Below are 13,745 nucleotides of genomic sequence, written 5' to 3'. Positions count from 1 at the left end.
TCGATGCGTCAGTCGCGTGCGAGCTCGGCCTCGGCCGCGGCGAGCGCCGCGAACTCCTCCTCCGGCGCGCCGGCCACCAGGTGGTGCCGACTGTAGAACGCGAAGTAGGCGAGAGCGATCACGTACACCCCGAGTGCCATGAACGCCGCCGTCCGGTCCACCAGGAAGGTCGCGACGAGCGCCGAGAGGGCCAGGACGAAGGCGACGGACGAGGTCACGATCCCGCCGGGCGTCCGGTACGGCCGGTGCAGGCCGGGCTCGCGGCGCCGCAGCACGATGTGGGAGAGCGCCATGAGGGCGTACGAGATGGTGGCGCCGAAGACCGCGATGTTCAGCATCCGCGCCCCGTTCCCGGTCCCGGCGGCGAGCGCGAAGCCGATCGCGCCCGGGATGAGCAGCCCCAGGTACGGCGACTTGCGGCGGCTGGTGAGGGAGAGGAAGCGGGGCAGGTAGCCGGCCCGGGAGAGGGCGAAGAGCTGGCGCGATCCGGCGTAGATGAGGGAGAAGAAGGAGGCGACCAGGCCCGCGAGGCCCGCGTAGTTCACGAACCGGCTGAGCGCCGTCGGCTCCCCGTCGCCCTGGAGCGCCACGACGAGCGGGTTGCCCGCCTCCTGGACGGCGGCCGAGCCGCGCGCGCCGGTGGCGGCGAGGAAGGTCACGACGGCGAGCAGCACCAGGATCCCCATGGAGAGGGAGAGGGCCCTCGGCATCGACCGCACCGGGTCCTTCGCCTCCTCGGCGGCGAGCGGCACGCCCTCCACGCCGAGGAAGAACCACATGCCGAAGGGGAACGCGGCCCAGATCCCGAGGAGTCCGAAGGGCAGCCAGGAGTTCGACCCGAAGGCCTCGGCGTCGACCGGGATGTCGTTCAGGCCGTCGACGTGGAAGTCGGTGAACGCGCCGAGTGCGAAGACGACGAGCGCGGCGACCGCGATCGCCGTCACGATCAGGCTGAAGCGCAGCGCCTCGCCCACGCCCCACAGGTGGATCCCGATGAAGAGCGCGAAGCAGACGAGGTAGACCGGCCAGCCGGACTCCAGGCCGAAGAGGCCGAGGGACTCGACGTAGTCGCCGATGAAGATGGAGATCGCGGCGGGCGCCAGGATGTACTCGATGAGGATCGCGGTGCCGGTGAGGAACCCGCCCCAGGTGCCGAGCGCCCGGCGGGCGAAGCCGTAGCCGCCGCCCGCCGTGGGCAGGATGGCGGAGAGCTCGGCCAGCGCGAAGACCAGACACGCGTACATCGCGCCCATGAGGACGGTGGCGACGGCGAGTCCGCCGAAGCCGCCCTTCGACAGACCGATGTTCCAGCCGGAGAAGTCCCCGGAGACGACGTAGGCGACGCCGAGGCCGGTGAGCAGCAGCCAGCCGGCGCTGCCGCGGCGCAGCGCGCGGCGCTCCAGATAGTCGTCCTTCGGTGGGGTGGTGCCGCCGGAGGTGTTTCCGGTGGTGTCTTCGAGCGTCATGGCAGCGTCAGCTCCCCGCAACGGGCCCAATGGATTGGAGCCATACCTTTGCGGCGCCCGTACGGGATGCGCAACCCCCGTGCGTTACTTTCGGGTTACGCGTACCCCTTCCCTACGTCAGGAACCCCCGCAGCAGCGCGGCCGTGCCCGCGCAGTGCTCCCGCATCACCTCGCGCGCCGCGTCCGCGTCCCCGTCGAGGACCGCCTCCACCAGTGCGGTGTGCTGGTGCTGGGAGTGCTCCAGATTGCGGACGAGCAGGGGGATGCAGTCCAGCAGGTCGTTCACCGTCGCCCGTACGGCGGCGTACTGGGCGGTCAGCGTCGGCGAGCCGGAGAGCTCGGCGAGCGTGAGGTGGAGCAGGGTGTCCTGGCGGCGGTATTCGGCCAAAGGTGCGTCATGGGTCGCCGCCACGGCGGCCCGCAGCCGCTCGGCGCCCGCCGCGTCGAGCCCGTGGGCCGCGCAGAGCCCGGCGGCCCCCACCTCGAGCACCTCACGGAAGCGCAGGGTGTCCTCCATGTCGACCGAGGCGATCCGGCGGCGCAGCTCGTCCTCGTCGGCGGTCTGCACGCGGGGCAGGACGAACGTCCCGCCGTACCGGCCGCGCCGGCTCTCGACGAGCCCCTGCTCCTGGAGGACCTTGAGCACTTCGCGCAGGGTCACCCGGCTGATCCCCATCCGGTCGGCCAGCTCCCGCTCGGCGGGCAGCCGCTCCCCGCCCGGCACGAGACCGAGCCGCACGACCTGGAGGATCTGCTGCAGCGCCTCCTCGAAGCCGTTGCCCGCCCGCACCGGCCGCAGCACGGGCGTCAGCCGGTCCGCCGATTCACTCGTACTGGCCACGTTCCTCGTTTCCCCTTCTCCAGCACTTCCCAAGCAATGGTCTTCGGCAATACCTTATGGCTCCCGGCAGGCCGAAGGAGGAGCAATCCCGTGGCAGACCGCACACCCCCGCTCTCCGTCGAGGAGCTGCGTGCCCTCGTCGCGAGCGGCGAGATCGACACCGTCGTCCTGGCCTTCCCCGACATGCAGGGACGGCTCCAGGGCAAGCGGTTCGCCGCGCAGTTCTTCCTGGACGACGTCCTCGGCCACGGCACCGAGGGCTGCAACTATCTTCTGGCCGTCGACACCGAGATGAACACCGTCGAGGGCTACGAGATGTCCTCCTGGGACCGCGGCTACGGCGACTTCGCGATGCACCCCGACCTCACCACCCTCCGCCGCCTCCCCTGGAACGAGGCCACCGCCATGGTGACGGCCGACCTCGCCTGGGCCGACGGCACCCCGGTCGTCGCGGCCCCCCGCCAGATCCTCCGCCGCCAGCTGGAGCGCCTCGCCGAGCACGGCTTCACGGCCCACGTCGGCACCGAGCTCGAGTTCATCGTCTTCCAGGACAGCTACGAGCAGGCCTGGGACGCGAACTACCGCGGCCTCACCCCCGCCAACCAGTACAACATCGACTACTCCGTGCTCGGTACCGGTCGCATCGAACCCCTCCTGCGCCGCATCCGCAACGAGATGACCGCCGCCGGACTCACCGTCGAGTCCGCCAAGGGCGAGTGCAACCCCGGCCAGCACGAGATCGCCTTCAAGTACGACGAGGCCCTCGTCACCTGCGACCAGCATGCCGTCTACAAGACGGGCGCCAAGGAGATCGCCGCCCAGGAGGGCTACTCGCTCACCTTCATGGCGAAGTACAACGAGCGCGAGGGCAACTCCTGCCACATCCACCTCTCCCTCCAGAACGCCGACGGAGAGAACGTGATGGCCGGGGACGACCGGCACGGCATGTCGGAGACCATGCGGCACTTCCTCGCCGGGCAGCTCGCCGCCCTCCGCGACTTCTCCCTCCTCTACGCCCCGAACATCAACTCCTACAAGCGGTTCCAGCCCGGCTCCTTCGCCCCCACCGCGGTCGCCTGGGGCCACGACAACCGCACCTGCTCCCTCCGGGTCGTCGGCCACGGCCGCTCCACCCGCTTCGAGAACCGCCTCCCCGGCGGCGACGTCAACCCCCACCTCGCCGTCGCCGGCCTGGTCGCCGCCGGCCTGTACGGGATCGAGCAGCGCCTCGAACTGCCCGAGCCCTGCACCGGGAACGCCTACACCGCCGAGTACGCGCACGTCCCCACCACCCTGCGCGAGGCCGCCGAACTCTGGGAGACCAGCGAGATCGCCAAGGCCGCCTTCGGCGCCGAGGTCGTCGCCCACTACCGCAACATGGCCCGCGTCGAACTCGACGCCTTCGACGCCGCGGTGACCGACTGGGAACTGCGCCGCTCCTTCGAACGCCTCTGACCGGCACGTGCGACAAGAGAGAAGAACGAGTTGCTCCAGGTACTGAACCCGGCGACGGAGGAGCTGGTCGCCACCGTCCCCGCCGCCACCCCCGCCGACGTCGACGCCGCCGTCGCGCGCGCCACCGCCGCCCAGCGCGGCTGGGCCGCCGCCGCGCCGGCCGACCGCGCCCGGCTGCTCCGCCGCTTCGCCGCCGTCGTCGACGAGCACGTCGAGGAACTCGCCCGCCTGGAGGTCACCGAGGCCGGGCACACCCTCGGCAACGCCCGCTGGGAGGCCGGCAACGTCCGCGACCTGCTCGACTTCGCCGCCGGGGGAGTGGAGCGCCTCAACGGGCGTCAGATCCCGGTGGCCGGCGGCCTCGACGTCACGATCCTCGAACCCCTCGGGGTCGTCGGCGTCATCGCGCCCTGGAACTTCCCCATGCCGATCGCCGCCTGGGCCACCGCACCCGCCCTCGCCGCCGGCAACGCGGTGATCCTCAAGCCCGCCGAGACCACCCCCCTCACCGCGCTCCGCCTCGCCGAACTCGCCCTGGAGGCCGGCCTGCCCGAGGGCCTCTTCCAGGTCCTCCCCGGCACGGGCCCGGTCGCGGGCAACGCCCTCGTCGAGCACCCCGGCATCGCGAAGATCGTCTTCACCGGCTCCACCAGGGTCGGAAAATCGATCATGGCCAAGTGCGCCGACCAGGTGAAGCGGCTCACCCTCGAACTCGGCGGCAAGAGCCCCAACATCGTCTTCGCCGACGCCGACATCGAGGCCGCCGCCGCGGCCGCCCCGATGGCCTTCCTCGACAACAGCGGCCAGGACTGCTGCGCCCGCACCCGCATCCTCGTCGAGCGGAGCGCGTACGACCGCTTCCTGGAGCTCCTCACCCCCGCGATCGAGGAGATCGTCGTCGGCGACCCGCTCGACGAGCGCACCCAGATGGGCCCCCTCATCTCCCGCGCCCAGCTCGACCGCGTCCGCTCGTACGTCACCGAGGACCTCCAGGGCATCCGCGGCAAGGCCCCCGAAGGCCCCGGCTTCTGGTTCCCGCCGACCGTCCTCACCGGCGTACCCGAGGACGCCCCCTGCTCCGTCGAGGAGATCTTCGGCCCGGTCGCCGTCGTCCTGCCCTTCGACGACGAGGCCGACGCGATCCGCCTCGCCAACGCCACCGAGTACGGCCTCTCCGGCTCGATCTGGACCCGGGACGTCGGCCGCGCCCTGCGCGCCTCCCGCGCCGTCCGGGCCGGCAACCTCTCCGTCAACTCCCACTCCAGCGTCCGCTACTGGACTCCGTTCGGCGGCTACCGACAGTCCGGCCTCGGCCGCGAACTGGGCCCCGACGCCCTGACCGCCTTCACCGAAACCAAGAACGTCTTCATCAGCACGGAGGCCTGAGCACCCATGACCAGCACCGAAGAGATCGTCTGCCGCCGCCTGGTCGGCCGTACCGCCGTCATCACCGGAGCCGGCAGCGGCATCGGACTCGCCACCGCCCGGCGGCTCGCCTCCGAGGGCGCGAACGTCGTCTGCGGCGACATCGACGAGACCGCAGGAAAGGCCGCGGCGGAGGAGGTCGGCGGCACCTTCGTCCAGGTCGACGTCACCGACCCCGAGCAGGTCGAGGCGCTCTTCAAGACCGCCTTCGACACGTACGGCTCCGTCGACATCGCCTTCAACAACGCCGGCATCTCGCCGCCCGACGACGACTCCATCCTGGAGACCGGCCTGGAGGCCTGGAAGCGCGTCCAGGACGTCAACCTCACCTCCGTCTTCCTGTGCTGCAAGGCGGCCCTCCCCTACATGCGCCGCCAGGGCAGGGGCTCCATCATCAACACCGCCTCCTTCGTCGCGATCATGGGCGCGGCCACCAGCCAGATCTCGTACACGGCCTCCAAGGGCGGCGTCCTCGCCATGTCCCGCGAACTGGGCGTCCAGTTCGCCCGCGAGGGCATCCGGGTCAACGCCCTCTGCCCCGGGCCGGTCAACACCCCGCTCCTCCGGGAGCTGTTCGCCAAGGACCCCGAGCGGGCCGCGCGCCGCCTCGTGCACATCCCGGTCGGCCGCTTCGCCGAGGCCGACGAGATCGCGGCCGCCGTCGCGTTCCTCGCGAGCGACGACTCGTCGTTCGTCAACGCCAGCGACTTCGTCGTCGACGGCGGCATCTCCGGCGCGTACGTCACCCCGCTCTAGACCCCACCCGCCCCACCTCCCCCCGGCAGCCGGGCGTCGCAAGGCGCCCGGCTGTTCCGCGTACCGACCTGGAGAGTGACCGTGCAGCACCGACTCCGTACGTCCGCGGCCGCCGCCGCCCTCGTCCTCGCGACGACCGGCCTCGTCTCCGCCACCCAGGCCGAGGCGAAGCCCGCGGGCTGCCCCACCCTGAAGATCTCCGAGGGCTGGTACGGCGAGAACAAGGCGCGCGTCGACGCGCTGATCGCCGACCACTGCCACGACAGAGGAAAGAACCCCGTCGCGGTCTTCGACTGGGACAACACCGTCATCAAGAACGACGTCGGCGACGCCACCTTCTACTGGCTCCTCCGCAACGACCGCATCCGCCCGCCCCGGAACGGCGACTGGTCCACCACCAGCCGCCACCTCACCCCCGAGGCCGCGACCGCCCTCGGCGAGGCCTGTCCCACCGGCGTCCGCACCCTCCCCACGGCCACCGACACCCGCTGCGCCGACGAGCTCCTCGCCGTCTACGGCTCGGGCACCACCACCGGCGGGAGGACCGCCTTCGCCGGCTACGACCACCGCCGCATGGAACCCCAGTACGCCTGGCTCGCCCAGCTCCTGCGCGGCTGGACCACCCGCCAGGCCGAGTCCTTCGCCGCCGCGGCCCGCGCCGAGAACCTCGCCGCCCCACAGGGCGCCACCCAGCAGGTCGGCACGGCCCGGGTCACCGGCTGGGTCCGCTACTACGAGCAGCAGCGCGACCTCATCCGCACCCTCCGGGCCGCCGGCTTCGACGTCTGGATCGTCTCCGCCTCACCCGAACCCGTCGTCGACGTCTGGGCGAAGGGCGTCGGCGTCGACCCCTCCCACACCCTCGGCATCCGCAACACCACCGAACACGGCCGCCTCACAGCCCACCTCAAGGGCTGCGGAACGGTCCGGGACGGCGAGGACGAGATGATCACCTACGTCGACGGCAAGCGCTGCTGGATCAACCAGGAGATCCTCGGCGTGCGCGGACCCGCCGCCGAACGCGTCCAGCCGGCCTCCCGGCGCCAGGTGTTCGCCGCCGGGGACTCCGACACGGACATCTCGTTCCTGCGGGACGCGACCGGCCTGCGGCTGGTCCTCAACCGCAACAAGAACGAACTCATGTGCCGGGCTTACGAGAACGGCGACGGCCGCTGGCTCGTCAACCCCATGTTCATCGAGCCCAAGCGGCAGAAGGCCACCCCGTACCCCTGCGCCACGACCGGCTACACGGCGGGCGACGGTGCGGCGGAACCGGTCCGCCGCACCGACGGCACGGTGATCCCGGACCAGCGGGACACCGTCTTCTAGACGCTGCCGGCCGCGGGCCAGGGGACGTCGGTCTCGACGGCGGCGGTGTAGTCGACGCCGGGGACGGAGAAACCGTAGAGGCGCCGCACCTCGTCGCCGAACCAGCCGAGGTCGGCGAGCCCGGTGATGGTGTCGCTGGTGGCGGTGGACCAGCGCGCGGCGACGGCGTCCTGCACGGCGGGGTCGAGTTCCCACGTGTCGAGACGGACCCGGCCCTCGTCGTCGAGGTCGAGGGGGCGGGCGCCGGTCAGCCGGTCCCACAGCTCCACCAGCTGACCGATCGGGGCCACCATGCCGTCGCCGAGGACACCGCGCAGCAGCCCCACGTACAGGGCGATGCCGGGGATGGCGGTCGAGGACTGGGTGACGGCTGCGGCGTTGACCGAGGTCACGGCCCGGCCGCCCACGGTCTTGCCGAGGCGCTCGTCCAACGTGCGCGCGGTGGCCTCCAGGTGGGCCTTCGCGGCGCCGATGGTGCCCTGCCGGTAGATCGCCGCGGTGAGCGGCGAACCGATGTAGGACAGGGCGGCGGTGGTGAAGCCGTCGGCGAGCAGGGACCGGTCGGCCAGGAACGTGATCCACCGCTCCCAGTCGGCGCCGCCCATCACGGCCACGGTCTGCTCGATGTCGTCGCCCTCGGCCGGCGCGGTGGTGACCTCCTTCACCTCCGGGGCACCGGAGTCGTCGAAGACGAGGGTCTTGGTGGTGTACGGCTCGGCGATCGGCTTGAGCACCGAGGCGTACACGTCGCCGGTGTCCGGGTCGGTGCGGCGCGGGGCGGCCACCGAGTAGATCAGGTAGTCGAGCCGCCCGCCGAACCGCTCGGCCAAGAGGTCGGCGACCTGCTCCTTCATCGCGTCGCCGAACGCGTCGCCGTTGAGGAAGACCATGTCCCGCCCGTGCTGCCGGGCGAGCCGGGCGGTGGCGGCGGTGCGGTACCAGCCGGCCGTGCCGGTGCGCCGCGCGGGCGCCTTCTCGAAGCACACGCCGATGCCGCGGATGCCGACCCGGGCCAGGCCCGCGATCGTGGCGGCCAGGCCGTACCCGGCGGAGGAGCCGATGACCAGAGCCACCGGCCGCTCGGCCTCGGCATCGACCGCGGCGGGGACGGCCTGCCACATCTCGTCCACCAGCCGGGCGCAGCCGTCGGGGTGGGAATCGAGGAACAGGAAGCCCCGGCTCTTGGGCGCGATGACGCGTTCGCTCACGGTGTGGTCCCCCAGGTGTGTCGTCACGACAAGGACGAGGCGGCCGCCTCGGCCACCCCGTCCCGCCAGTCTGCGGCCGTCGGGACACACATGGTGATCTTGACCGGCACAAGGATCCCCGGCCGGACTTTGGAGGGATTCACCAGCCGCACTCCGCCGCCGGAGAGGCTAGGGGGTGTCTTGTCGATCAGGCCGGATCATGGCCGGGGTCGCGGGGCCCAATTCGCCGGACAGGCCTTAGAGGAAGGTCTGCCCTTCCCCCCGGTAGGTCGGCACGGTGGCCGTGATGCGGTCGCCCTCGACCAGGCTCAGCCGGTCGAACCGCTCGCACAGTTCACCGGCCTTCGCGTGCCGGAACCACACCTTGTCGCCGATCCGCAGGTCGTCGGCCGGCGAGCCGAGCAGCGGGGTCTGGACCTCGCCCGGACCCTCCTGAGGGTCGTAGCGCAGCCCCTCCGGCAGATACGGCACGGGCAGTCGGTCCGGGCCCGCCACCCCGGACGCGGGATAGCCGCCCCCGAGCACGGTCACCACGCCCACGCCGGGGCGCCGGACGACGGGCTGCGCGAAGAGCGCGGCCGGACGCCCGCTGAAGGACGTGTAGTTGTCGAAGAGACGCGGCACGAAGAGCCCCGAACCGGCGGCGATCTCCGTCACCGCGTCCTCGGCGGCCGTGTGCTGGACGCTTCCGGTGCCGCCGCCGTTCACGAACTCCAGGTCCGGCGCCACCGCCCGTACGGCACGGACGACGGCCGCCCGGCGCTCCGCCAGCTCCCGGCGGGCGGCGGACTGCATCAGCCGGATCGCCCGCGAACGCAGCGGCCGGCCCGCGACCGCGTCGCCGACGCCGGCGACGTGCCCCTCGTACGCCATGATCCCGACCAGCCGGAAACCCGGGCGCCGCACCACGGAACGGGCCAGTTCGGCCAGGTCGGCGGGGGTGCGCAGCGGCGAACGCCGAGCCCCGACCCGTACCCGCCCGCCGAGGAGCTGGAGCGCCGTGTCCATCTCCAGACAGACCCGGACCTCCTCCGCCCCGCCCGCGCGGGCGGCGTCGATGAGATCGAGCTGCGCGACGTCGTCGACCATCACGGTCACGGCGGCGGCGAGCTTCGGGTCCCGCGCGAGCTCCGCGAAGCCGGCGCGGTCCGCCGACGGATACGCGAGCAGCACGTCCTCGAACCCGGCACGCGCCAGCCACAGCGACTCGTCGAGCGTGAACGACATGATCCCGGCGAACCCGTCCCGCGCGAGCACCCGCTCCAGGAGCGCGCGGCAGCGCACGGACTTGCTCGCGACACGGATCGGCTTGCCGGCGGCCCGGCGGACGAGATCCGCGGCGTTGTCGTCGAAGGCCTCCAGGTCGACGATCGCCACGGGCGCGTCGAGATGAGCGGTGGCACGGTCGTAACGGGCCCGGTCGGCGGCGCGGGGAGTCATGGCCCGAGCTTGCCAGACAGGTATACGGGTGGGTAGCCCCCGGCCGCGGTCCGCCCGGGTTCCCGTACGGCGGGGAACAGCCCGTAGAGTGACGGGCATTGTCGACACGAGCGGGGGACGGGGATGACCAGCGAACACCCGCGCCCCACGTCCCGCATCACCGACGCCCTCCTGCCGACCCCACCCGCACCCCCGGCACCGCCGGGCCCCAAGGCACCGACGACGACGGGCACCCCGGCACCGACACCGCCGGCGACCACCCGCCGCCCGGCCTCCCCGGAGCCCCCCGAGCGCCCCACGGCGAGCAGGGCCCCGGCCCCCGCGCCGCAGGTGGCCCCGCGCCGCCCGGCCTCCCCGGAGACCCCCGCCGCGAGCAGGGCCCCGGCACCCGCGCCCCTTGCGGCGCCGCAGCGCCCGGCCCCTCCGGCCCCTCCGGCCTCCCCGGCCTCTCCGGTGGCCCCCGAGCGCCCCACGGCGACCGGTCGCCCACAGCCCATGCCGCGCCCCGCGACGGCAGCCGCGCCGAAGGCGCCCACGGCGACGGGTACCCCGGCGCCCGCGTACCCCCCGGCCCCGACCCGCCCGGCCGCCCCCACGCCCCCCAAGCCGACCGCGGCCCCGCCGCGCCCCCGTACGGGCGCAGGCTCGGCCTCCGCGCCGCTGCCGCCCCGTCAGGCGCCCGCGCCCGCCCGCGCCTGGGCGGCGCCGCACGGAGCGGGCGACCTGCCCGAGGTGGAGACCACCACCCGGCTCCGGCCGATCCGTGACACGGCCCGCTCGCCTCACCTGTCGAGGCCCGCGTACGGGAACGGGCTCGCGGGCGCCCTGCCGCCCGAGGCACCCGTCGAGACCACCACCCGGCTGCGGCCCGTACGCGAGCGCCGCACCGGGCGCGTCCTCGCCGTCACGGCCTGTGTCGTCCTCGGCGTCGGCCTCATCGGCGGCGCCCTCGCCGGGATATGGCTGGCCTCCACCGACCCCGCGGGGCCCGCCGAACCCGCCGGGTACACCGACGCGAAGGACCTCTGGCACAACGCCCCCGTCGACACCCTCTTCCCCCGCACCCTCGCCGGCCCCGGCGCGGGGCCCGGCGCCGCCGACCGCATCTGGACCCGGATCGTCGTCGCCCCGGACACCCGCTGCTCGCCCGCCGTCCTGGCCAAGGGCCTCCTCGCCACCCTCACGCCGCTCGGCTGCGAGCGCGTCCTGCGCGCCACGTACACCGACGCCACCGCCAGCAGCGTGATCACCGTCGGCCTCGTCTTCACCCGCGCCGACGCCGACGCGCAGCGCACCCTCGGCCAGGGCGGCCTCACCGCCCGTCTCGGCGAGGACGTTCCCCCGGCCCTCTCCGGCCCCTCCACCGTCGCGGCCCGCTTCGGCGCCCGGCAGCGCGCGAGCTGGTGGCTGAGCGCCCCCGCCGACCTCCCCGTCGTCGTCACCGCCGTCTCCGGCTTCGCCGACGGCCGGGCCGTCGACCGCCCGCAGCCCGCCGACCGGGCCATGACCCGGGGCCGTACCGACGCCACCGCCCAGTCCGGCCTCGGCCACGAGGCCAAGGGCATCACGGGACGCTTCGAAGCGCTGCTGCGCAAGACCGTCGCCGCGGCGGTCAAGGAGAAGGAGAACGCCCGGTGACCCGCCCCACCCCGGCCCGGGCGACCACTCCCGCCCCGGCGACCACCCCCGCCCCAGCGACCGCTCTCGCCCCGGCGACCACTCCCGCGCGGACGGCCACCCCCGCCCGCGCGACCACCGCCGTGCTCCTCGCCGCCGCCTTCTCCGTACTCCCCGCGACCACCGCCCCCGCCCACGCGGACACCATCCGCGCCCGCCAGTGGGGCCTGGAGGCCCTGCACACCACGGACGCCTGGAGCACCACCAAGGGCAAGGGCATCACGGTCGCCGTCCTCGACACGGGCGTCGACGCGAGCCACCCGGACCTCGCCGGCTCCGTCCTCCCCGGCCACGACCTCATCGGCTTCGGCGCCTCCAAGGGCGACCGTGCCTGGGCCCGCCACGGCACCGCCATGGCCGGCATCATCGCCGGACACGGCCACGGCCCCGGCGACGAGAGTGGCGTCCTCGGCATCGCCCCCGACGTCAGGATCCTGCCCGTCCGGGTCATCCTCGAAAGCGCCGACAAGTCCCGCGACAAGGCCCGCAAGACCCGCGGCACCGCCCTCGCCGAGGGCATCCGCTGGGCCGCCGACCACGGCGCCGACGTCATCAACCTCTCCCTCGGCGACGACTCCAAGTCCGCCCACGCCGACGCGGGCGAGGACGCCGCCGTCCAGTACGCCCTCGCCAAGGGCGTCTCCGTCGTCGCCTCCGCCGGCAACGGCGGCGAGAAGGGCGACCACATCTCGTACCCCGCGGCCTACCCCGGCGTCATCGCCGTCACCGCCGTCGACCGCTACGGCACCCACGCCTCGTTCTCCACCCGCCGCTGGTACGCCACGGTCAGCGCCCCCGGCGACGACATCGTCATCGCCGACCCCGACCGCCGCTACTACGAGGGCTGGGGCACCAGCGCCGCCGCCGCGTTCGTCTCCGGCGCCGTCGCCCTCGTCAGGTCCGCCCACCCCGACCTCACCCCGGCCCAGATCAAGCAGCTCCTCATCGACACCGCCCGCAACCGTCCCAAGGGCGGCCGCAGCGACTCCAAGGGGTACGGGACGGTCGACCCGGCGGCCGCCATCGAGGCCGGCGCCGCACGCAAGGGCGGCGACCCCAAGAACGCCACCACCGGCTACCGGGGCCGGTACTTCGGCCCCGGCCCGACCACGCCCGTCGAGGAGAGCCGCCCCCTCGGTCTGCTCGCCCCCGCCGCCGGCGGACTCGGCGCCCTGCTGCTCCTGACCGCCGTCGCGCTCGGACGCACCCGGCGCACCCGCTGACGTCCCACGCAGACGCAGACGCAGACGCAGACGCAGACGCAGTCACAGGCGTCGACGTCGACGTCGAGGACCCGGCGGACGGGACGGCCGCCGCCGACGGTTAGGCTCGGTGCGTGGCGCTCAAGAACATCCCGGACCCCGGTTTCTCCGACGACGACGGCACCGCCGACCCGCGGCTCGCCGCGGCCCTCGCGGCCTGGGCGGAGGACAGGACCGCGCACGGCCCGATCCTCGACGCGCTCAAGGGCGCGCGGCTGCTCGTCCCCGTGGTCGCCGTCCTCGGCGAGGTCGAGACCGACGAGAACGGCCTGCGCCGCGAGAAGACCAGCGACATGGCGGTCCCCACCCTCACCGCCGGCGACCGCCGGGCCCTGCCCGCGTTCACCTCGATCGCCTCGCTCGCCCTGTGGGACCCGGAGGCCCGGCCCGTGGCCGTCCCGCTCCACCAGGCGCTCCAGGCCGCCGCGCACGAGAAGGCCGACACCGTCGTCCTGGACCTCGCGGGCCCCGTGCCGTACCAGCTGACGGGACCGGCGCTGCTCGCCCTCGCCGAGGGCCGTTCCAGCGCCGACCCGCTCGACGACCCGGCCGTACGGGAGGCCGTACGGGCCGCCGTCGCGGCCGAGCCCGCGGTCCTCCGCGCGCACCTGGGCCCGGGCACCGCCGACGGCACGCTCGCCCTGGTCCTCGACGGCGACACCGCCGCGGTGGAGGCCGCCCAGCGCGTGGCCCGCGCCCTGGCCGCCGACGAAACACTGAGGGCCCGCCTGGTGCGGGGCCTCGACCTGGCACTGCTGCCGGCCTCGGCCACGCCTCCGGGCGAGCCCTTCTACGTGAAGCGTTGAAGCGTTGAAGTACTGAAAGCAAGTCCGAGCCGTACACCGGTCCGGTGACTGCTCTTCCGGGGGGCGACCCCCGTACCCCC

11 protein-coding genes are annotated in these 13,745 nt (G+C 73.7%); 7 read left to right on the top strand and 4 right to left on the bottom strand.

Annotation, left to right across the window (positions count from 1 at the left end):
* Positions 1-8: 8 nt before the first annotated feature.
* The gene (gene eat / locus ACZ6K0_RS25015) at positions 9-1,466 is read right to left on the bottom strand and encodes an ethanolamine permease (protein WP_469234594.1); all 1,458 of its coding nucleotides are present in this window, start codon (positions 1,464-1,466) and stop codon (positions 9-11) included.
* Positions 1,467-1,578: 112 nt separating this feature from the next.
* Complete coding sequence (locus tag ACZ6K0_RS25010) at positions 1,579-2,307, bottom strand: FadR/GntR family transcriptional regulator (RefSeq protein WP_056650167.1); 729 nt, start codon at positions 2,305-2,307, stop codon at positions 1,579-1,581.
* A 90-nt stretch (positions 2,308-2,397) separates the two neighbouring features.
* On the opposite strand from ACZ6K0_RS25010, the gene ACZ6K0_RS25005 reads away from it, so the two are divergent.
* The 4 genes from ACZ6K0_RS25005 (at position 2,398) to ACZ6K0_RS24990 (ending at position 7,272) form a co-directional block, all read left to right on the top strand.
* On the top strand, positions 2,398-3,762 hold the full coding sequence (locus ACZ6K0_RS25005; protein WP_469234596.1) for a glutamine synthetase family protein: 1,365 nt from the start codon (positions 2,398-2,400) through the stop codon (positions 3,760-3,762).
* 30 nt (positions 3,763-3,792) lie between these two features.
* The gene (locus ACZ6K0_RS25000; protein WP_376411445.1) at positions 3,793-5,148 is read left to right on the top strand and encodes an aldehyde dehydrogenase family protein; all 1,356 of its coding nucleotides are present in this window, start codon (positions 3,793-3,795) and stop codon (positions 5,146-5,148) included.
* Positions 5,149-5,154: 6 nt separating this feature from the next.
* The gene (locus tag ACZ6K0_RS24995; protein WP_376411442.1) at positions 5,155-5,943 is read left to right on the top strand and encodes a 3-oxoacyl-ACP reductase; all 789 of its coding nucleotides are present in this window, start codon (positions 5,155-5,157) and stop codon (positions 5,941-5,943) included.
* Positions 5,944-6,024: 81 nt separating this feature from the next.
* On the top strand, positions 6,025-7,272 hold the full coding sequence (locus tag ACZ6K0_RS24990) for an HAD family hydrolase (protein ID WP_469234599.1): 1,248 nt from the start codon (positions 6,025-6,027) through the stop codon (positions 7,270-7,272).
* On the opposite strand, the gene fabV is transcribed toward ACZ6K0_RS24990, so the two are convergent.
* Positions 7,269-8,480 carry an enoyl-[acyl-carrier-protein] reductase FabV gene (fabV, locus tag ACZ6K0_RS24985; protein WP_376411436.1) on the bottom strand — a complete coding sequence of 404 codons (1,212 nt, stop codon included), beginning with the start codon at positions 8,478-8,480 and terminating at the stop codon, positions 7,269-7,271. The genes ACZ6K0_RS24990 and fabV overlap by 4 nt on opposite strands.
* Positions 8,481-8,717: 237 nt before the next feature.
* Entirely contained in the window at positions 8,718-9,920 is a 1,203-nt protein-coding gene (locus tag ACZ6K0_RS24980) for an amino acid deaminase/aldolase (RefSeq protein ID WP_469234601.1), read from the bottom strand.
* 123 nt (positions 9,921-10,043) lie between these two features.
* On the opposite strand from ACZ6K0_RS24980, the gene ACZ6K0_RS24975 reads away from it, so the two are divergent.
* The 3 genes from ACZ6K0_RS24975 (at position 10,044) to ACZ6K0_RS24965 (ending at position 13,665) form a co-directional block, all read left to right on the top strand.
* Positions 10,044-11,558: a hypothetical protein gene (locus ACZ6K0_RS24975; protein WP_469234603.1), complete on the top strand. Its 1,515-nt coding sequence runs from the start codon at positions 10,044-10,046 to the stop codon at positions 11,556-11,558.
* Between the two features lie 122 nt (positions 11,559-11,680).
* A complete protein-coding gene (gene mycP, locus ACZ6K0_RS24970) occupies positions 11,681-12,820 on the top strand; it encodes a type VII secretion-associated serine protease mycosin (protein ID WP_469234695.1) in 1,140 nt (379 codons plus the stop codon).
* 113 nt (positions 12,821-12,933) lie between these two features.
* Positions 12,934-13,665 (top strand): SseB family protein, encoded by a 732-nt coding sequence (locus tag ACZ6K0_RS24965; RefSeq protein ID WP_469234605.1) that lies wholly within the window; start codon positions 12,934-12,936, stop codon positions 13,663-13,665.
* The last annotated feature ends 80 nt before the right edge of the window (positions 13,666-13,745 follow it).

The organism is Streptomyces sp. NPDC042346 (assembly GCF_055581845.1).
The sequence above is the reverse complement of the archived record's forward strand: the minus strand, read 5'-3'. Positions and strand labels throughout refer to the sequence as shown.

Excerpts from the sequence above, each read along its gene's own strand:
- eat (WP_469234594.1), bottom strand. The coding sequence starts at position 1,466 with ATGACGCTCGAAGACACCACCGGAAACACCTCCGGCGGCACCACCCCA.
- ACZ6K0_RS24995 (WP_376411442.1), top strand. The coding sequence starts at position 5,155 with ATGACCAGCACCGAAGAGATCGTCTGCCGCCGCCTGGTCGGCCGTACC.
- ACZ6K0_RS24980 (WP_469234601.1), bottom strand. The coding sequence starts at position 9,920 with ATGACTCCCCGCGCCGCCGACCGGGCCCGTTACGACCGTGCCACCGCT.
- ACZ6K0_RS24975 (WP_469234603.1), top strand. The coding sequence starts at position 10,044 with ATGACCAGCGAACACCCGCGCCCCACGTCCCGCATCACCGACGCCCTC.